Origin of the sequence: Streptosporangium canum (genome assembly GCF_900113865.1) — a bacterium.
Taxonomy (GTDB): domain Bacteria; phylum Actinomycetota; class Actinomycetes; order Streptosporangiales; family Streptosporangiaceae; genus Streptosporangium; species Streptosporangium canum.
In genome coordinates this window covers 1-19,561 of record NZ_FOQY01000003.1, presented here as the reverse complement: position 1 = coordinate 19,561, position 19,561 = coordinate 1, and the positions used below count along the sequence as shown (strand labels likewise).

Here is a 19,561-nt window from a genome sequence, read left to right as displayed (position 1 = left end):
CCGGGGTGCGGGCCGTACCCCCGTGACACCCCCCCCACCCAGCCGCACGAGGCAGGTCATGAACCATCGATTGAATCTCAGAAAACTTGCGGCGGCGGCCGTACTGGTGCTGAGCGGGACGATGCTGGCCGCGTCGCCCGCCCACGCCGCAAACATCGCGACGAACCCCGGATTCGAGAGCGACCTGGCCGGCTGGACGTGTTCGGCGTCGGCGGGCGCCACGGCGGTGTCGTCGCCGGTGCACGGCGGCTCGAAGGCGCTGCAGGCCACGCCGGCCGGCAGTGACACCGCGCGCTGCCAGCAGACCGTCAGCGTCAAGCCGTCCTCCTCCTACTCGCTGTCGGCGTGGGTGCGGGGCGGCTACGTCTTCCTGGGCGTGCTCGGCACCGGCACGACCGACCAGAGCACGTGGACCTCCTCGCCGTCGGCCTACTCCCAGCTCTCCAGGACCTTCACCACCGGCGCCTCGACCACCTCGGTGACGATCTACGTCAACGGCTGGTACGGCCAGGGCGCCTACCAGGCCGACGACTTCGTGCTCGACGGCGAGGCCGGACAGGGGCAGCCCCCGGCCGCGCCGACCGGCCTGACCGCCACGGCCGGCGGCGCGAACGTGGCGCTGAGCTGGAACCCCTCCTCGAACGCGACCGGCTACAACGTCTACCGCGACGGCGCCAAGGTGGGCTCGCCGGCCACCACCGCCTACACCGACACCCCCGGCGCGGGCACGCACACCTACCAGGTGAGCGCCGTCAACCCGACCGGCGAGTCGGCCAGGTCCGCTCAGGTCTCCGCCACGGTCGGCGGCGACCAGCCGGGCAGCCTGCCCAAGCGGGTGCTGGTCGGCTACCTGCACGCCTCCTTCGCCAACGGCTCCGGCTACATCCGGATGGCCGACGTGCCGAACGAGTGGAACGTCATCAACCTCGCCTTCGGCGAGCCGACCTCGGTGACCTCCGGTGACATCCGCTTCCAGCAGTGCCCGGTCGCCGAGTGCCCCGGCGTCGAGCCGGAGGCCGACTTCATCGCGGCGATCCGGGCCAAGCAGGCGCTCGGCAAAAAGGTGCTGATCTCGATCGGCGGCCAGAACGGCCAGGTCCAGCTCACCACCGCGGCCGCGCGCGACACGTTCGTCCAGTCGGTGAGCGCCATCATCGACAGGTACGGCCTCGACGGGCTCGACATCGACTTCGAGGGCCACTCGCTCTACCTCAACCAGGGCGACACCAACCTCGCCGCCCCGACCACCCCGGTCATCGTCAACCTGATCTCCGCGCTGAAGACCCTCAAGGCCAGGTACGGCGCCAAGTTCGTGCTGACCATGGCCCCGGAGACCTTCTTCGTCCAGCTCGGCTACCAGTTCTACGGTCCCGGCGCGAACGGCTCGGCCGACCAGCGGGCCGGGTCCTACCTGCCCGTCATCCACGCGATGCGCAACGACCTGACCCTGCTCCACGTCCAGGACTACAACTCCGGGCCGATCACCGGGCTGGACAACCAGTACCACACCATGGGCACCCACGACTTCCACGTGGCCATGACGGACATGCTGCTGGCGGGCTTCCCGATCGCGGGGAACCCGAACAACGTCTTCCCCGCCCTGCGCCCGGACCAGGTCGCCATCGGCCTGCCCGCCGCGGCCTACGCGGGCAACGGCTTCACCACGGTGGCCGAGGTCCAGAAGGCCTTCGACTGCCTGGCGAAGGGGACCAACTGCGGGCCGTACAAGCCGCGCGGCGTCTACCCGAACCTGCGCGGCCTGATGACCTGGTCGATCAACTGGGACAAGTACAACTCCTTCGAGTTCTCCCGCAGCCACCGGGCCTACCTCAACGGCCTGGGCTGAGAGCCCCTCGCCGCCGGGAGAGACGGACTCCCGGCGGCGAGGTCCCCACCAGCCGGTTCCGTCGCCGATCCGGTGCGGCCCGTGCCGCACGAAGGAGGGATCAGATGTTCGGAAAACACGTCATGGCGGCTCTCGCCGCCCTGGCGGTGGCGGGGGTGCTGGCGGTCGTCGCGCCGATGTCCTCCGCCTCCGCCGCGGCCTGCGCCACCCCGTGGAGCTCCGGGGCGGTCTACACCGGCGGCGCCGTCGCCTCCCACAACGGCCACAACTGGTCGGCGAAGTGGTGGACCCAGAACGAGACGCCGGGCACCGCCGCGGTCTGGGCGGACCAGGGGACCTGCGGCGGCACGACCCCCACGACCCCGCCGAACCCCGGAGCCTTCGTGGTGAGCGAGGCGCAGTTCAACCAGATGTTCCCGAGCCGCAACTCCTTCTACACCTACAACGGCCTGGTCGCAGCCCTGAGCGCCTACCCCGCCTTCGCGAGGACGGGCAGCGACACCGTCAGGCGACAGGAGGCGGCGGCCTTCCTGGCCAACGTCAACCACGAGACCGGCGGCCTGGTCCACATCGTGGAGCAGAACACCGCCAACTACCCGCACTACTGCGACGCCGGCCAGCCGTACGGCTGCCCCGCGGGCCAGGCCGCCTACTACGGCCGCGGCCCGATCCAGCTGAGCTGGAACTTCAACTACAAGGCGGCCGGCGACGCGCTCGGCATCAACCTGCTCAACAACCCGAACCTGGTGCAGACCGATCCGGCGGTGGCGTGGAAGACCGGCGTCTGGTACTGGATGAGCCAGAACGGGCCGGGCACGATGACCGCGCACAACGCCATGGTCAACGGCTACGGCTTCGGTGAGACGATCCGCAGCATCAACGGCAGCCTGGAGTGCGGCGGCAGGAACCCGGCGCAGGTGCAGAGCCGCGTCAACGCCTACCAGAGGTTCGTCCAGATCCTGGGCACCACCCCCGGCGGCAACCTGAGCTGCTGAGCGCGTGATCCCGGACGGTGCCGGCTCCGCTCCGGAGCCGTCCGGGGTCACCGGTCCCATCCCGGGCGGGGCGCCCGTACGGCCGGGCGGTCGCCCGCGCCGCGGCTGCGGTAGACGACGTAGGGGCGGAACAGGTAGCCCACCGGGGCGGCGAAGGCGTGGACCAGGCGGGTGAAGGGGAACAGCGCGATCAGCAGCATGCCGACCAGGGTGTGCAGCTTGAAGGTCCACGGCGCCCGGATCATGGCCCCGGCGTCGGGTTGCAGGACGAAGACCCCGCGAAACCACGGGGAGACCGTCTGGCGGTAGTCGTGTGCCTGGAACGCGGCGCTGAGCAGCGTGGTCATCAGCCCGGCGAGGATCGCGGCGACCAGCACGACGTACATCATCTTGTCGTTCCTCGTGGTCGCCATGAAGACCGGGCCCCGGGTGCGGCGGCGGTAGATCAGCAGGGCGATCCCGGCCAGCGTGCACACCCCGGCGACACCCCCCACGACCAGCGCGATCACGTGGTAAAGCGACTCGCTCATCCCGATCGCGCCGGTCCAGCTCTCCGGGATCACCAGCCCGAACAGATGGCCGAGGATCACGAACAGCAGCCCGAAGTGGAACAGCGGGCTGCCGATCCGCAGCAGCCGGCTCTCGTACAGCTCCGAGGACCGGGTGGTCCAGCCGAACTTGTCGTAGCGGTGGCGCCACATCAGCCCGCCGACCAGGATCACCAGCGTCAGGTACGGCGCGACCACCCAGAAGGCGATCTCGGTCCAGCTCACCCGCGACTCCCCACCGGCCCGCTCACCCGCGGTCCTCGCCCGGACCCGCCCGTCCGCGGATCTCCCGTCGGCCCGCTCACCTGTAGACCCCCACCGACTCCGCCGGCGGCCCCTGACCGGACAGCCGGGCCACCAGCGCCCGCTCGGCCCCGCCGAGCGGCGGCAGCGTGGCGCACACGGCGTCGATCACCGACCCGTACGGCGAGGCGTACGCGTGCAGGGCCAGCCGGAGCAGCTCCAGGCCGGCCCGGTTCTCCCGCAGGATCTCCGCCCCGCCGGCATCCAGCGCGGCGAACTCCAGCATCACGGGCAGGTAGTCGGGCAGCTCGTCCCCGCAGAGCTCCCACCCGCCGGCCCGGTAGCGGGCCTTCAGCGCGGCCAGCGACTCGCCCCGCCGTCGCGTGTCCCCGTCGGTGTAGTAGGTCAGGTAGAGGCAGCAGCGGCGCTTGAAGTCGAAGGTCTCCACGTAGTGCGCGGCGAGTTCGCCCCGGTCCGCCCGCGCGAGGTGGTCCAGGAACGGTCCGAAACTGCCGCCCGCCGCCTCGCGGATCAGCGGCAGCCGTGCCCAGAACGCCTCCTCCGGGTAGGCGAGCAGGTGCGCGGCGGCCTGCCACACCACGCGGTCCGTGCCGTGGCCGGCCGGACGGCCGCTCACCGGTCCTCCTTCTCCGGGAACATGCCCTTGGGCACGCCCTTCCCGTCCCAGTTGAGGAGGTTGACGCGCTCGTGGGTGACGTCCTCGCTCGTCTGGCGCTGCTTGAGCGAGTGGAAGGTCTCGATCGCCACCGGCACCGGCTGCCCCGAGGCCTCGCCGAACGGGCCCGTCATGCCGGGGCCGCCGTCGTAGTCGAGGCTGCAGCCGATCTCCTCGACCGATCCGGGCTGGGCGGCGTAGGCCGTCGGGATCACGTACCGCTCGTCGTACCTGGCCAGCGCCAGCAGCCGGTACATGCCGTCGATGTCGTCGCCGGTCAGTCCGGCGCGCGCGCCGATCGACGGGTCGGGCTCCTCACCGAGGTTGATCCGGCGCATGTGGGCGCGCATCGCGGCCAGCCGCCGCAGCGAGGCCGTCACCGGCGCCGGGTCCCCGGCGGTGAAGAGCTCGGCCAGATACTCCACCGGGATGCGCAGGGTCTCGATCGCGCCGAACAGGTTCCCGGCGTCCTCACCGTCGTGCCCGCTGCCGGCCAGCGCGTCCACCACGGGGGACAGCGGCGGCACGTACCAGACCATCGGCATCGTCCGGTACTCCGGATGCAGCGGCAGCGCGATCCGGTACTTCATGATCAGATCGTGGACCGGCGATCTCCTGGCCGCCGCCATCCAGTCGTCGGGGATGCCCGACCGCGCCGCGGCCTCGGCCACCTCCGGATCCCGGGGGTCGAGGAACAGCGAGAGCTGCGCCTCGTACAGGTCGCGGTCGTCGGGCACGGAGGCGGCCTCGGTGACCCGGTCGGCGTCGTAGAGGATCACCCCGAGATAGCGCAGCCGCCCCACGCACGTCTCCGAGCAGACCGTCGGCAGGCCGACCTCCACGCGGGGGTAGCAGAAGGTGCACTTCTCGGCCTTGCCGGTCTTGTGGTTGAAGTAGACCTTCTTGTACGGGCAGCCGGTGACGCACATCCGCCAGCCCCGGCACCGGTCCTGGTCCACCAGGACGATCCCGTCCTCCGAGCGCTTGTACATCGCCCCGGAGGGACACGCCGCGACGCACGCCGGGTTGATGCAGTGCTCGCAGATCCGGGGGAGGTAGAACATGAAGGCGTTCTCGAAGTCGAGCCGCACCCGGTCGCCGATCCGCTCCACCACCGGGTCCCGCGAGGCCAGCGCGGGGCCGCCGCCGAGGTCGTCGTCCCAGTTCGCGCTCCATCGCACGGCCATCGGCTCGTTGCTGATCAGCGAGCGCGGCGGGGCCACCGGGGTGTCCGCCGACAGCGGCGCCGAGGTCAGGTTCTCGTAGTCGTAGGTCCACGGCTCGTAGTAGTCCTGGATGGACGGCATGATCGGGTTGGCGAAGATGCTCAGCAGCCTGCGCAGCCGCCCGCCGGACTTGAGCGTCAGCCGCCCCTTCCGGTCGAGCTCCCAGCCGCCCTTCCACTTCTCCTGGTCCTGGTAGCGGCGCGGGTAGCCCAGTCCCGGCCGCGTCTCGACGTTGTTGAACCAGACGTACTCCACGCCGCTCCGGTTGGTCCACGCCTGCTTGCAGGTGACGGAGCAGGTGTGGCAGCCGATGCACTTGTCGAGGTTCATCACCATGGCGATCTGGGCCATGACTCTGGTCACCGCTCGCCCACCTCCCTCGTTCGCCGCCTGGTCACTGGTAACGCACCTCCTGGGAGCGCCGGCGGATGACGGTGATCTCGTCGCGCTGGTTCCCGGTGGGGCCGAGGTAGTTGAACGCGAACGAGAGCTGCCCGTACGCGCCGATCATGTGGGTCGGTTTGATCAGCACCCGGGTCAGCGAGTTGTGGATGCCGCCGCGCCGGCCCGTCCGCTCCGAGAGCGGCACGTCCACCACGCGGTCCTGGGCGTGGTAGACGTACACCGTCCCGGCGGGCATCCGGTGCGACACGATCGCCCGGGCCACGACCACGCCGTTGCGGTTGACCGCCTCGACCCAGTCGTTGTCGGCCACCCCGATCGCCGAGGCGTCCTCGACCGACATCCAGACGGTCGGGCCGCCCCGCGACAGGGACAGCATGATCAGGTTGTCCTGGTACTCGGAGTGGATCGACCACTTGGAGTGCGGGGTGAGGTAGCGGACGACGATCCCGCCCTGCACCTGCCCGTCCTCGCCGAACAGGGCCGCGATGTCCAGCGGCGGGCGGTAGACCGGCAGCGCCTCGCCGTACTCGTGCATCCAGTCGTGGTCGAGGAAGAAGTGCATGCGCCCGGTGAGCGTGTGCCAGGGCTTGCCGTTCTCGACGTTGATGGTGAAGGGCGAGTAGCGCCGGTCGTGCGCCTCCTTGCCCGACCACTCGGGGCTGGAGGCCACGTGGACCGGCCTGGCCTGGGTGTCGGAGAACACGATCCGGTGGCCGCCGTGGGCCAGCTCCGACAGGTCCGTCCCGGTGCGCTCGGCGAGCTGGGCGAAGCCCTGCAGGGCCAGCCGCCCGTTGCTGACGCCCGACAGCGCCAGGACCGCCTCGCACGCCTTGGCCTCGGTGTCCAGCAGCGGCCGCCCCCGGGTGCTCCCGTTGTGGGCCAGCCCGTTGCTGTGCCCGAGCCACTCCACCTCGGCGTCGGGCCTGAACACCACTCCCTTGACCGGCAGCCCCAGCTTCTCGGCGAGCGGTCCGAGCGTGGCCATCTTCCCGGCGACGGCGCCGTAGTCGCGCTCCACCACGGCCAGGTCCGGCACGACCGGCCCGTCCGGTTCCCGGCCGCCGGGCTGCGCGGTCTCTCCCGGCGTGTCGTGCTGGGGGGTGACGACCACCACGTCCCGGCACACCCCCAGGTGCTCGGCGGCCAGTTCCGAGAAGCGGGCCGCGATGGCGTGGAAGGCGTCGAAGTCGGTCCTGGTTTCCCAGGGCGGGTCGATCGCCGGGTTGAAGGCGTGCACGAACGGGTGCATGTCGGTGGAGGACAGGTCGTGCTTCTCGTACCAGGTCGCGGCCGGCAGCACGATGTCGGAGAACAGCGTCGTGGACGTCATCCGGAAGTCCAGCGACAGCAGCAGGTCGAGCTTGCCCCGCGGGGCGTCCGGGTCGGGCTGCGGCAGGTTGGAGCCGGCGCCCAGCAGGTGGTGCAGGAAGTACTCGTTGCCCTTGGCCGACGAGCCGAGCAGGTTCGAGCGCCACACGGTGAGCACCCGCGGCCAGTTGCGCGGATCGTCCGGGGCCTCGGCGGCGAACCTCAGCCTGCCCTCCCGCAGCTCCCGGCGGGTGAACTCCACCGGGTCCTCGGCCTCGCCCAGCTCCAGCGGGTTGCGGTCGAAGGCGGGCGCCATCGGCATCCAGCCGCTGCGCACCGCCCGCGCCACCAGGTCGGCGGTGTGCAGGCCGTTGAACGCGCCCGGCCCCAGCGGAGAGCACAGCTCCCCGGCGTCGAACCGGTCGTAGCGCCACTGGTCGGTGTGGAGGTACCAGTACGGCGTGCCCGGCGTCTGCCTCGGCGGCCGGGACCAGTCGAGCCCGCCCGCCAGCTGCGCCCAGCCGGCCAGCGGCCGGCACTTCTCCTGGCCGACGTAGTGCGCCCAGCCGCCGCCGTTGACGCCCTGGCAGCCGGTGAGCAGCAGCAGCGACAGGAACGCCCGGTAGATCGTGTCGCCGTGGAACCACTGGGTGGTCCCCGCGCCGAGCACGATCATGAAGCGGCCCTCCGTCTTCGCGGCCGTCTCCGCCATCTCCCGTGCTATCCGCACCGCCCTGCCGGCCGGGACCGAGGTGATCGGCTCCTGCCAGGCGGGCGTGTACGGCTCGGCCGGGTCGTCGTAGCCGCTCGGCCACGTGCCGGGCAGGCCGTCCCTGGCGACGCCGTACTGGGCGAGCATCAGGTCGAAGACCGTGGTCACCAGGTGCTCGCCCACCTGCCGCACCGGCACGCCCCGGCGGACGGCGCCCGCTCCGTCGTCGAAACGGGGCAGGTCGACCGTGGCCGACCGCCCGCCGTACAGGGTCAGCAGCGGGTCGACGTCCAGTCTGAGGTTCCAGCGGCCCTTGCCCGAGTCGGTCCAGCGGAAGCCGAGCGAGCCGTTGGGCACGACCGGCTCGCCGTCGGGGCCCATCAGGACCGTCTTCCACTCCGCGCCCTCGCCGGTGTCGCCCAGGTCGGCCGCGGTGAGGAACTTGTCCGGCACGTGGACGCCGTCGCGCTCGCGCAGCCGCACCAGGAACGGCAGGTCGGTGAAGCGCTTGACGTAGTCGGTGAAGTAGGGCACCTGCCGGTCGACGAAGAACTCCTTCAGCAGCACGTGGCCCATCGCCATGGCCAGCGCGCCGTCGGTGCCCGGCCGGATCGCGAGCCACTCGTCGGCGAACTTGGCCGCGTCGCTGTAGTCGGGCGAGACCACGACGACCTTCTGCCCCCGGTAGCGGGCCTCGGCCATGTAGTGCGCGTCCGGGGTCCTGGTGACCGGGACGTTCGCGCCCCACAGCACCAGGTAGGCGGCGTCCCACCAGTCGGCCGACTCCGGCACGTCGGTCTGGTCGCCGAAGACCTGCGGGGAGGCGACGGGCAGGTCGGCGTACCAGTCGTAGAACGACAGCATGGTCCCGCCGATCAGCGACACGAACCGCGAGCCGACCGCGTGGGAGACGATCGACATGGCCGGGATGGGGGAGAAGCCGGCGACCCGGTCCGGGCCGTAGGTCTTGATGGTGTGCACGTGCGCGGCCGCGATCATCTCGGTCGCCTCGGGCCAGCCGATGCGGACCAGCCCGCCCTTGCCGCGCGCCGACTGGTAGCGGCGGCGGCGCTCGGGGTCGGTGGTGATCTCCGCCCAGGCGGCGACCGGATCGAGGCCGCCGCGCCTGGCCTGCCGGTACATCTCCACCAGCACCCCGCGCGCGTAGGGGTAGCGGACCCGGGTGGGCGAGTAGGTGTACCAGGAGAAGGCCGCGCCCCGGGGGCAGCCGCGCGGTTCGTACTCGGGGCGGTCCGGCCCCACGCTGGGATAGTCGGTCTGCTGGGTCTCCCAGGTGATGATCCCGTCTTTGACGTAGACCTTCCACGAGCACGAACCGGTGCAGTTCACCCCGTGCGTCGAACGGACCACCTTGTCGTGGCTCCAGCGGTCCCGGTAGAAGGAGTCGCCCTCGCGGCCCCCCACCAGATACAGCGTTCGCGGATCGTCGTTCGCCGGAACCCGCCTGAAGAACCGGCCTGTCTTGAGGAGTAGATTCTCGGCATCGGACGCCATGTATCCAGTTCATCACACACGGTTAATATTTACGGCTCTGGGCGGTATATATGTCGGATGAACTTCGCAAAGGGCAGGCGGTCAACCTGGCGCTCGCCACGGCCGCGTTCGCGATCACCTTCTGGGCGTGGAACCTGATCGGCCCGCTCGCGGGGAGCTACAGCAGGCAGCTCGGTCTGTCGCCGACCCAGACCTCCCTGCTGGTCGCCATCCCGGTGCTGGTCGGCTCCCTCGGCCGGATACCGATCGGAATGCTCGCCGACAGGCTCGGCGGCCGGCTGATGTTCGCGATCGTCTGCGCCGTCACCATCGTGCCGGTCCTCTTCGTGGGCTGGGTGGACTCCTACGGATGGCTGCTGTTCTGGGGCTTCCTGCTCGGCGTCGGAGGCACCTCGTTCGCGGTGGGCATCCCCTTCGTCAACGCCTGGTACGCGCCCGAGCGCCGCGGCTTCGCCACCGGCGTCTTCGGCGCGGGCATGGGCGGCACGGCGCTTTCGGCGTTCCTCACCCCCCGCCTGGTCGAGTCCGCCGGCCGGATGCAGACCCACGTGATGATGGCCGCCGCCCTGGCTGTGATGGCCGTCGTCATGCTGCTGTTCAGCCGGAACTCGCCCGCCTGGAAGCCGTCCACCGCTCCGGCGCTGCCCCGCATGCGCGAGGCCGTGAAGATCAAGGCCACCTGGCAGTGCGCGTTCCTCTACGCCGTCGCCTTCGGTGGATTCGTCGCCTTCTCCACCTACCTGCCCGCCCTGCTGCAGAACGTCTACGGCTTCAGCCAGACCGGGGCGGGCCTGCGTGACGCGGGCTTCTCGATCGCCGCCGTCGCGGCCCGGCCGCTGGGCGGGGTGCTGTCCGACAAGGTGGGTCCGGCCAGGGTGCTGCTGGTGTCGTTCGCCGGGACCGCGGTCATGGCGCTGGTCCTGGCCTTCGACCCGCCGCCGGAGATCCCCGCCGGTGCCTGCTTCGTGCTGATGGCGCTCTTCCTCGGCCTCGGCACCGGCGGCGTGTTCGCCCTGGTCGCCCGGCTCGTGGAGCCGTCCAGGGTGGGCACCGTCACCGGCCTGGTGGGCGCGGCCGGCGGCCTGGGCGGCTACTTCCCGCCGCTGGTCATGGGCGTCGTCTACTCCGCCACCGGCGCCTACGTGATCGGCTACGTCCTGCTCGCCGCGACGGCCCTGGCCGCGCTGCTCTACACCCGCAAGGCGTTCACCTCCGCTTCGACGACCGGCGGCGGAGCAGTAGCCCGATGATCACGCCGACCAGCAGGACGGCCAGCAGCGCGATCCAGAGCGGTGAGGTCACGGTGAGCATCAGCCACTGGATCCGGACGCGCTCCCGGTTCTGCGCGACGAAGACCACGCCGAGCGCGGCCAGGACCAGGGCGACCCAGACCCGCGGCGGCATCGCCGCCAGCCGCCCGCCGAACGACCTGGGCCCCTCATCTAGTGGTTGCGTCATATCTGCCTCCAATGTCACTAAATGCAACTATTCAAACACTCTATGCTACAAATGCTGAGAGACTGGTCTCGTTTTGACGACCGGGTGGGTGGTTGGTCGTGGGTTCCGGCAATCTGTTACCTGTCATGGATTACGCAATTCTCACGGGGCTCGTCCTCGTCTCAGGTGTCGTGCTCGCCCTGGTCGCCCAGTGGAGGGGGTGGCGGCCCTCACTCCTTGTCGTGCTGGCGGTCGGCATCGGCTTCCGGGTGCTCATCATGGTCACCTCGGCGATCGACACCTGGCAGCCGGTCGACTTCATGGAGAGCTTCAAGCCCGCAGGCGAGGCGATCCTGAACCGTGAGGACCCCGTGCTCGGCAGCGAGGGCGGCTGGCACTTCCTGCCGACCATCCCCTACGTGTACGGCCTGCTGCTCTGGCTGGGCATCCCGTGGGAGATCGGCGGCCGGCTGGTCACCGTGGTGGCCGACATCGCGCTGATCCCCCTGGTCGGCAAGCTCGCCGGCGGGTCCAAGGCGTCGCTGCGCGCCTTCCAGTACGCCTGCAACCCGCTGGCCATGCTCGTCGCCGCGGTCCACGGCCAGGTCGAGCCGGTCGCGCTGGCCTTCGGCGTGGCCGCGTTCGTGGTCGCCCGCGGTCCCGGCGCCCCCGACCGCCCGGGCATCACGAACGACCCGGTCGCCCTGGTACGGCAGCGCGTGTCGGCCCTCGGCCTCGGCGGCGCCGTACGGCAGGCCCTGGCGCCCGGCGAGCGGGCCACCCTCCGCCGCGCGCTGCTCGCCGGCCTGCTGATGGGCCTGGCCCTGTGCGCCAAGAGCTGGCCGATCTGGCTGATCCCCGGCATGCTCCTGCTGCTGCCGACCTTCCGCGCCCGCGCCGTCGCGTTCGTCGCCACCGGCGTCGCCCCGGTCTTCTTCCTGGTCACGCTGCCCGTCTTCGCCGGCACCTCGCTGAGCCAGATCCCCGAGGTCATCCATGTGATCCAGGACATCCGGCCGATCGTCGGGGAATGGGGCTACAGCGCGATCATGGTCGGCGGCGACTGGACGCTCAGCCCCGAGATCGCCACGTTCGGCACGCGACTGATCTACGTCACGATGCTGGTGGTGGCCTTCCTCTGGCGACGCGCCGACCCGGTGGACCTCACCACGGCCCTGCTGCTCGCCTTCATGGTCGTCACGCCCCGCCTCGGCGCGCAGTACCTGCTGTGGTTCATGCCGTTCCTGGTGGCCCGCCCCACCCGCTTCGCCTGGCCCGCCATCATCGGCGTCTCGCTCTGGGCCGGATACGGCTACCTCTACATGACCCAGTTCGACACCAACACCTGGTGGGCGCTGCACTCGGTCTGGGCCCAGTGCTCCATCGTGCTCCTGCCGATCCTGGCCCTGGCCATGCCCTGGGGCCGCCGCGCCTTCACGACCCCCGTCGAGCCGCCGGACGCCGGGCCGCGCGTCCCCCTCCCCGCCTCCGCGTGAAAATCCGGTGCGTCCCCCAGGGGTGATCCGTCACCCTTGGCCCGCTGGTTCGAGGAGCACGTCCCGACGGTGGAGAAGCGCCGCTCCTACGCCCGCGCCTCCCGCCTCATCTCCTCCCCGTGACGGGCCGGAGTGAGGGCGCTGCCGGTGAGGGCGGCCGTTCCGAGCGTGGGCGGGTCGCGCCGGATAAGTTCAGAACTGTGACGAACAACGTGGAAATCTTGCGCTACACCGCTTTCACCCACGACCCCCAGGGCGGCAACCCCGCCGGCGTCGTCCTCGACGCCTCGGGGCTCTCCGACGCCGAGATGCTCGCCGTCGCAGCGGAGGTCGGCTACTCCGAGACCGCCTTCGTCACCAGCCGTGACGACGAGAGCCGCACCTTCCGCGTCCGCTACTTCGCGCCCTCGGCGGAGGTGGCGTTCTGCGGCCACGCCACGATCGCCACCTCGGTCGCCCTGGCCGAGCGGATCGGGATCGGACGGCTGACGTTCGACACCAACGCCGGCGAGATCGCCGTGGACACCTTCATCGACGGAGAGACGCTGCGCGCCACGCTCACCAGCGTGCCCACGCGTTCCACGCCGGTCGCCGAGCCGGTGCTGGACGAGACGCTCGCGGCGCTCGGCTGGTCCCGCGACGACCTGGACAAGGCGTTCCCGCCGCACGTCGCCTTCGCCGGGAACGATCACCTCATGCTCGCCGCCGGATCCCGCGAGCGCCTCGCGGACCTCGACTACGACTTCGACGGCCTGCGCTCGATCATGACGCGCGAGGGCTGGACGACGGTGAACCTGTTCTGGCGGGAGAGCGACGGGCGCTTCCACTCGCGCAACCCCTTCCCGATCGGCGGCGTCGTCGAAGACCCGGCCACCGGTGCCGCGGCCGCCGCCTTCGGCGGTTACCTCCGGATCCTGGGGACCGGCTCGGACGAGTTCACGATCATCCAGGGCGTCGACATGGGACAGCCCAGCGAGCTGAAGGTCTCCATCGCCGAGGCCGACGGGCGCACCAGGGTGAGCGGCGGAGCCGTCGCGATGTAGGTCCCGCGCCGGGCCCGACGGGGCGGCGGGTCCGCACTGATCGGGCCCGGCGGCGACCGGGCCACGCTGATCGGGCCACGCTGATCGGGCCCGGCATCGATCCGGCCCGGCTGCCCCCGGCGCCTCCGCGGTCAGGCGATTGAGACGGCCGTGGACCGCGGGCCCCGCCGGATCTCCGTCACGTCCGGCCCAGGAGCCGGCCCAGGGGGACCCCGGCCAGCCGCCTGACCTCGTTGGCCAGGTGCGCCTGGTCGGCGTATCCACTGGCCGCAGCCACCTCGGCCAGCGCGGTCCCGCGCCGGGCCAGTCGCAGCGCCCGCTGGAACCGGACCACCCGCTGCAGCACCTTGGGCCCGTACCCGAAGGCCCGCAGTGATCGCCGGTGGAGCTGCCGCTCGCCGAGCCCGAGATCCCAGGCCACCTCCGCGACGCTCTTCCCGGCTCCCAGCGCCGCCGCGATCGCCGGCGCGGCCGGGTCGGGCGCGGGCGTCGCGCGCAGCCGTACGGCCAGGGCCTCCTGCATGGTGCCGGCCGTCAGCCCCGGCAGCACACCCGGGGCATTCCGCATGGTGCCGGCCGTCAGCTCCGGCAGCACGCCCAGCTCGGCCAGCGGCACCCGCAGGTCACGCAGGGCCTCGACCGGCACACCGAACACCTCGCCCACCGCGCCCGGCCGGAAGCGGATCCCGACGTAGCGGTCACCGGGGGACATCCGTACGGGCTGCGGCCCTGTGTCGGGGCCGGCGACCCGCGGCCCGTCCGGCCCCCAGATCAGATCGACGGAACCGTCGGGAAGCACCAGCTTCGTCCCCGCCGAGGTCGCCGTCGACGTCCAGAGGCAGGTCACTCGCCCGGCGATCGCCAGATCCGGAGCCCACTCTCGATACATCCTCCCAGGCTATGACCGGCCGGGACCCGGCGGTGCGCGACCGGCGCGCCACCGTCCCCCGGCCGCGACGCCGCGACGCCGCAATGGCGTAATGCCGTGACGTCATGCCGTGACGTCGCGTCGGCGCGCCGGCGCGCTACCGGCCTCCCGACCGTGACGTCGCCGGGACCCCCGGTGTGAGACCGGGCGGCCGCTCCGACAGCCGGCCGTCATCCATCTCCGTCACCCGATGCGCGTGGCCGATCTGCGCGACGTCGTGGGTGACCAGCAGCGTCGCCACGGCGCGTTCCCCGGTCAGCTCCGCCAGCAGTCGCATCACCTCCGTGCCGCGCGCGTGGTCCAGGGCGGAGGTGGGCTCGTCGACCAGCAGCACGGCCGGATCGCTCATCAGCGCGCGGGCGATGTTGACCCGCTGCCGCTCGCCCCCGGAGAGCTGGTGCGGCCGCCGGTTCTCCTTGCCGTCCAGCCCCACCGCCCGCAGCAGGTCCGCGGCCTTGCCGGACCGCCCGCCCCGCATGTGGTCCATGACCTGCAACTGTTCGAGCGCGGTGAGCGAGGAGATCAGGTTGGCCTGCTGGAAGACGATGCCGATCCGCTGCCTGCGCAGCGCCGTACGTTCCCTGTCACCGAGCCGCGAGGCGTCGGTCCCGCCGATGAGCACCCGGCCGGAGTCGGGCCGCAGCAGGGTCCCGGCGACCGCCAGCAGGCTGGACTTGCCGGACCCCGAGGGGCCGACCACCGCGACCAGCTCACCGGGCCCGACGGTCAGCGACACGTCGTCGAGCGCGACCAGCGTGCTGTCGCCGTCGGCGTAGGTCAGGCGCAGGTCAGTCAGTTCCAGGCTCATCGGGCGCTCCCCAGGGCGATCAGCGGGTCGACGGAGGTGATGCGGCGGACGGCGAGCACGGCCCCCGCCATACCGAGGGCGATCATGGCAAGCACCGGCACGAACGTCGTCGAGACGTCCACCGTGAACGGCATGACCCGTCCGGCGAGCGCCCCGGCCCCGAGCCCGGCGGCCCCGCCGATCCCGCCACCGGCCGCCAGCACGATCAGCGCCTGGGACAGGGCGTCGCGCATCAGATAGCCGCTCGACGCGCCGAGGGCCTTCATGATGGCGATGTCGCCCTGGCGCTGGACGGTCCACACGGTGAAGAACGCCCCGATGACCAGCGCCGAGATGGCGAACAGCAGTCCACGCATCATCGTCAGCGAGCCGTTCTCCGAGGTGTAGGAGCCGATCCCGGCCAGCGACTCCTCCTTGGTGACGGGGTAGGTGCCCGGCACGGGCCCGGAGGCGTCGCCGCTCAGCACGGCCACGGTCGCGGTGTCCGCCCCGGCGTGCGCGATGCGCTGCCAGTCCGTGAGCGTGGACCACACCACGGGCGTGTGCCCGTAGGAGTCGTCCGGGCCGAGCGCGGTGACCCGGTACGGCCGGCCGCCGATCGTCGCGGTGTCCCCGACGGCCAGGCCGAGGTCCGGTGAGACGGCCAGCTCGCCGTCTGCCTGCCGGACCGGACCCAGGGACTCCGAGCCGAAGACCGCGACCGCCTGGTCCGTGCCGTCATGGGTGAGCCGGGTCTGCGTGATCCCCAGCGGCTGCCCGCCCAGGCCCTTCCACTGCGCGGCGGTGACCGTGCTGCCGGAGAAGGAGATCTTCTCGCTGCCGAACGCGATCCGGTCGCCTCTCAGGTTCTCGACGGCGGAGATGTTCTCCCCGGCGAGTCCGGCGGTGAGCCCGGACAGCAGGACGACCAGCAAGGTGATGAGCGCCACGACGGACCCCATGAGGGCGAACCGTCCTCTGGCGAAACGGATGTCTCTCAGTGCGATGAACAAGTGGATCTCCGGTCGGTTGCCTGGTGACTTCCGCCAGGCTCTCCGGTCCGGCCCACCCGGGGCATCGCGACTCCGGTCGGCCCGTGAATCAACCGAAGGATGGATACGAGCACCCCTCACACCCCTCTTAACCTGGACATATGGGAGGGGAATTCGAGGTGCCCGCGATGCGGACGCTCAGGGCCGGCCTGCACGGCGTGTTCTACGTGCTGCTCGCGATCGGCCTGACCCGCGTGTCCGGCTCATGGGCGGCACTGTCCGGGGGCGCTCTGCTCGGAGCCGTCTACACGGCCGGCCTCACCCTCGGCCGGCGCCGTACGGCGTCGCTGGTCTGGCTGGCCGCCGTCGTCGTGGTCTGGACGCTGCTCGGCGTGCTCACCACGGACTTCGTCTGGCTGGCGTTCCCGCTGTTCTTCCTCTGCATGCACCTGCTGCCGCCGCGCGCCGGCGTCCCCGCCGTGATCGCCGTCACCGCGGTCACCGTCGGCACGCTCGCCGCGCACGGCCCCGCGCTCAACCCCGCCCAGGTGGTCGGCCCGGCCATCGGCGCGATGGCGGCGGTCCTCATGGTCACGGGCTACGCGGCCCTGTACCGGGAGAGCGAGCGCCGCCGGAGCCTCATCGACGAGCTCACCCGCACACGTGCCGAGCTGGCCGAGACCCAGCACGAGGCCGGGGTGCTCGCCGAGCGCCAGCGGCTGGCCAGGGAGATCCACGACACCCTCGCCCAGGGGCTGTCCAGCATCGTCCTGCTGCTCCGCGCCGCCCCGCCGGACCCGGCCGGATACGTGGAGGAGGCGATGCGCGCGGCCGAGGACAACCTCGCCGAGGCCCGCCGCTTCGTCCACGCCCTCACCCCCCCGGGCCTGGACGGCTCCCTGGAGGAGGCGCTGCGCCGCCTCTGCTCCCGGGAGGGAGCCGCCTTCCAGCTCGACGGTGAGCCGTACACGCTGCCCCGCCGGGCCGAGGTCGCACTGCTGAGGATCGCCCAGGGCGGGCTCGCGAACGTCTCCCGGCACGCGGAGGCGGCCAGGGCCGCGCTCACACTGACCTACATGGAGGACGAGGTGGCGATGGACATCGTGGACGACGGGCGCGGTTTCGACCCGCTGACCCGATCGGGCAACGGCCTCGGCTTCATCCGCGACCGCGCCGCCGAACTCGGCGGCGCCGTCACCGTCGAGTCCGCCCCCGGCCTCGGTACGGCGCTGGCCGTCACCCTCCCCGTGCCGTGATCCGCCTGCTGCTCGTCGACGACCACCCCGTCGTCCGCAAGGGCCTGCGCGCGGTCTTCGACCAGGCCGGCGACATGGCCGTGACCGGCGAGGCCGCCACCGGCGAGGAAGCGGTACGGCTGGCACCCGGTGCGGACGTCGTGCTGATGGACCTGCGCCTGGGGGCCGGGATGTCCGGCGCGGAGAGCACCCGGCTGATCGGCGGCCTGCCGCGTCCACCCCGGGTCCTGGTGCTGACCACCTATGACACCGACGGCGACATCTTCGCCGCCATCGAGGCCGGGGCCGCGGGCTACCTGCTGAAGGACGCCCCCACCGACGACCTGCTCGACGCCATCCGGGCGGTGGCCCGGGGGGAGACCATCCTCGCTCCACCGGTGGCGGCCAGGCTGGTCACCAGGATGCGGTCACCGCGGGCGTCGCTCTCCCCGCGGGAGGTGGAGATCGTCCTGCTGGTCGCCGACGGCCTGTCGAACCGGCAGATCGCCCGCGAGCTGTTCATCAGCGAGGCCACGGTGAAGAGCCACCTGGTGCACATCTACGCGAAGCTGGAGGTGGACAACCGCACCGGAGCGGTCAAGGTCGCTCGTCGGCGGGGACTTCTCCGGAGATGAGAGCCGCTGCCCATTGGCCGTCGGGATCGCTGTCGATCAGCAGCGCGCGGGCCAGCAGGCTGAGCGGGATGGCGAGCAGCGCGCCCAGTGGGCCGAGCACGAACGCCCACACCAGGAGGGAGAGCAGCGTCATGGTCGTGGACAGGCCCACGGCGTCGCCGAGGAACTTGGGCTGGATCAGCGACTGGACCACGAAGTTGATCGCCAGGTAGGAGGCGATCACGAGGAGCATGGTCTTGGGCCCGCCTTCGAGCAGGCCGAGCAGGGCGGGCGGGATGAGCCCGAGGATGAACCCCAGGTTCGGGATGTAGTTGGTGATCAGTGCCAGCACGCCCCAGAGCAGGGGCAGCGGCACGCCGAGCATCCACAGCGCGGCCACGTCCAGCACGGAGCAGATGAGGCCGAAGACGGTCGAGACGATGAGATAGCGGCGGGTCTTGTGGGCGAAGTCGCTGAGCGCCCGGACGAGCAGGGGGCGGGAGGCGGCGCCGGCGGCGAGGACCCGGGAGAGGGGCTGCGCGTCCAGGCACATGGCCAGCAGCAGGACGACGATGAGGATCAGGCTGGTGAACACGCCGAGCAGCCCGCTGGCGAATCCCTGGACGAGTGTGAGGACCTTGCCCAGGTCGAACGATTTGATCGTCTGGTTCACCTGGTCGGTGCCGACGCCGAACCTCGTCGCGAGGTTCTGCAGCCCGGCGACGAGCCGGTTGAACTCCGAACCGTAGGTCGAGGCGAGGTTCGCCGTCTCCGCGACCGCGACGGTCAGGATGGCCACCATGCCGAACAGCAGGAGCAGCACCAGGGCCAGTGGGACCGCGACCAGCGTCCATCCGGGGGCGCCGCGTCTCTGCAGCCAGGTCCGGACGGGGGAGACCGCCAGGACGAGCACCAGGGCCAGGAGCACGGGGCCGACGATCGACCCGACCTCTCTGATGCCGGCCAGCGTGACCACGGCACCTGCGGTGCAGAGCAGCACGATGAGGGCCCGGGGTACCGATCTTTGGTCCGTCATATCGAGTCCCTACCCACCAGGACGTAAACACGTCCCCCGCCACGGAGCCATCGATTTGACGGGATGGGACGGCGTACATAGAGTTCACAGGCCCGAGGGGGTTGGCGGAGATCGCCAAGGCCCCGGGAACCCCTTCTGATCACATCCCCCTACTGGGACGCGTGCGTCTCGGCAGGATCCGATTCGACAAGAGCCGGATGTCGGAGTAAGTTAGAAGGGTTGCTCCGGAAACGGGGCGGTCGATATCCTAACGGATTCGGCGGGTTCGGATCGGCTGAAGCGAAAAGCGACAGTTTGACACGGACCGGGCGGATCTGGTAAGATAGAGATACGGAATGGAACGCCCTGAAGCCGGGACCACGGTCACGGCGACGGAGAACGCGTCCGTTTCTTGAGAACTCAACAGTGTGTTAAAAGCCAGTGCATGAAGCACAACCCCGTCCAACCCATCTCTGGTGGGGGACGGATTCCTTTGGTTGATACATCCGGATGAGAGTCCGGGTGCTTTCAGTCGGGAAA

General features: G+C 71.1%; 16 protein-coding genes. 7 read left to right on the top strand and 9 right to left on the bottom strand.

What is annotated here, in order from left to right:
• Nucleotides 1-58 precede the first annotated feature (58 nt).
• Together BM085_RS04690 and BM085_RS04685 are read left to right on the top strand one after the other, a co-directional pair.
• Nucleotides 59-1,846, top strand: coding sequence for a chitinase (locus BM085_RS04690; RefSeq protein WP_093885798.1), 1,788 nt, complete (start codon nt 59-61; stop codon nt 1,844-1,846).
• 104 nt (nt 1,847-1,950) lie between these two features.
• Nucleotides 1,951-2,841 (top strand): glycoside hydrolase family 19 protein, encoded by an 891-nt coding sequence (locus BM085_RS04685; RefSeq protein ID WP_093885797.1) that lies wholly within the window; start codon nt 1,951-1,953, stop codon nt 2,839-2,841.
• A 47-nt stretch (nt 2,842-2,888) separates the two neighbouring features.
• Here the strand turns inward: BM085_RS04685 and narI are convergent, their stop codons facing one another.
• From narI to BM085_RS04665, 4 genes are all read right to left on the bottom strand, one after another.
• Nucleotides 2,889-3,614, bottom strand: coding sequence for a respiratory nitrate reductase subunit gamma (gene narI, locus BM085_RS04680; protein WP_093885796.1), 726 nt, complete (start codon nt 3,612-3,614; stop codon nt 2,889-2,891).
• 76 nt (nt 3,615-3,690) lie between these two features.
• Entirely contained in the window at nt 3,691-4,269 is a 579-nt protein-coding gene (gene narJ, locus BM085_RS04675; protein ID WP_093885795.1) for a nitrate reductase molybdenum cofactor assembly chaperone, read from the bottom strand.
• Nucleotides 4,266-5,885 (bottom strand): nitrate reductase subunit beta, encoded by a 1,620-nt coding sequence (narH, locus tag BM085_RS04670; protein ID WP_245789161.1) that lies wholly within the window; start codon nt 5,883-5,885, stop codon nt 4,266-4,268. Before narH ends, narJ begins: the two co-directional genes overlap by 4 nt.
• A gap of 43 nt (nt 5,886-5,928) precedes the next feature.
• Complete coding sequence (locus tag BM085_RS04665) at nt 5,929-9,474, bottom strand: nitrate reductase subunit alpha (protein ID WP_093885793.1); 3,546 nt, start codon at nt 9,472-9,474, stop codon at nt 5,929-5,931.
• A gap of 50 nt (nt 9,475-9,524) precedes the next feature.
• Here BM085_RS04665 and BM085_RS04660 point away from each other — a divergent pair, with 50 nt between their 5' ends.
• On the top strand, nt 9,525-10,724 hold the full coding sequence (locus tag BM085_RS04660) for an MFS transporter (protein ID WP_093885792.1): 1,200 nt from the start codon (nt 9,525-9,527) through the stop codon (nt 10,722-10,724).
• Here BM085_RS04660 and BM085_RS04655 read toward each other — a convergent pair.
• Nucleotides 10,681-10,932 carry a lipopolysaccharide assembly protein LapA domain-containing protein gene (locus tag BM085_RS04655; RefSeq protein ID WP_093885791.1) on the bottom strand — a complete coding sequence of 84 codons (252 nt, stop codon included), beginning with the start codon at nt 10,930-10,932 and terminating at the stop codon, nt 10,681-10,683. The two genes, BM085_RS04660 and BM085_RS04655, sit on opposite strands and share 44 nt — an antisense overlap.
• 125 nt (nt 10,933-11,057) lie before the next feature.
• Between BM085_RS04655 and BM085_RS04650 the strand changes: the two genes are divergently transcribed.
• The gene (locus BM085_RS04650; RefSeq protein WP_093885790.1) at nt 11,058-12,407 is read left to right on the top strand and encodes a hypothetical protein; all 1,350 of its coding nucleotides are present in this window, start codon (nt 11,058-11,060) and stop codon (nt 12,405-12,407) included.
• A gap of 200 nt (nt 12,408-12,607) precedes the next feature.
• Nucleotides 12,608-13,450 (top strand): PhzF family phenazine biosynthesis protein, encoded by an 843-nt coding sequence (locus tag BM085_RS04645; RefSeq protein WP_245789128.1) that lies wholly within the window; start codon nt 12,608-12,610, stop codon nt 13,448-13,450.
• A gap of 178 nt (nt 13,451-13,628) precedes the next feature.
• Here BM085_RS04645 and BM085_RS04640 read toward each other — a convergent pair whose 3' ends face one another.
• The 3 genes from BM085_RS04640 to BM085_RS04630 form a co-directional block, all read right to left on the bottom strand.
• The gene (locus tag BM085_RS04640; RefSeq protein WP_093885789.1) at nt 13,629-14,339 is read right to left on the bottom strand and encodes a DUF6597 domain-containing transcriptional factor; all 711 of its coding nucleotides are present in this window, start codon (nt 14,337-14,339) and stop codon (nt 13,629-13,631) included.
• 136 nt (nt 14,340-14,475) lie between these two features.
• On the bottom strand, nt 14,476-15,186 hold the full coding sequence (locus BM085_RS04635; protein ID WP_093885788.1) for an ABC transporter ATP-binding protein: 711 nt from the start codon (nt 15,184-15,186) through the stop codon (nt 14,476-14,478).
• Complete coding sequence (locus BM085_RS04630) at nt 15,183-16,178, bottom strand: ABC transporter permease (protein WP_093885787.1); 996 nt, start codon at nt 16,176-16,178, stop codon at nt 15,183-15,185. Before BM085_RS04630 ends, BM085_RS04635 begins: the two co-directional genes overlap by 4 nt.
• 140 nt (nt 16,179-16,318) lie before the next feature.
• On the opposite strand from BM085_RS04630, the gene BM085_RS04625 reads away from it, so the two are divergent.
• Both BM085_RS04625 and BM085_RS04620 read left to right on the top strand, forming a co-directional pair.
• Nucleotides 16,319-17,413 (top strand): sensor histidine kinase, encoded by a 1,095-nt coding sequence (locus BM085_RS04625; protein ID WP_093885786.1) that lies wholly within the window; start codon nt 16,319-16,321, stop codon nt 17,411-17,413.
• The gene (locus tag BM085_RS04620) at nt 17,410-18,027 is read left to right on the top strand and encodes a LuxR C-terminal-related transcriptional regulator (RefSeq protein ID WP_093885785.1); all 618 of its coding nucleotides are present in this window, start codon (nt 17,410-17,412) and stop codon (nt 18,025-18,027) included. The genes BM085_RS04625 and BM085_RS04620 overlap by 4 nt, the downstream gene beginning before the upstream one ends.
• On the opposite strand, the gene BM085_RS04615 is transcribed toward BM085_RS04620, so the two are convergent.
• A complete protein-coding gene (locus BM085_RS04615) occupies nt 17,990-19,042 on the bottom strand; it encodes an AI-2E family transporter (RefSeq protein ID WP_093885784.1) in 1,053 nt (350 codons plus the stop codon). The two genes, BM085_RS04620 and BM085_RS04615, sit on opposite strands and share 38 nt — an antisense overlap.
• Between the last annotated feature and the right edge of the window lie 519 nt (nt 19,043-19,561).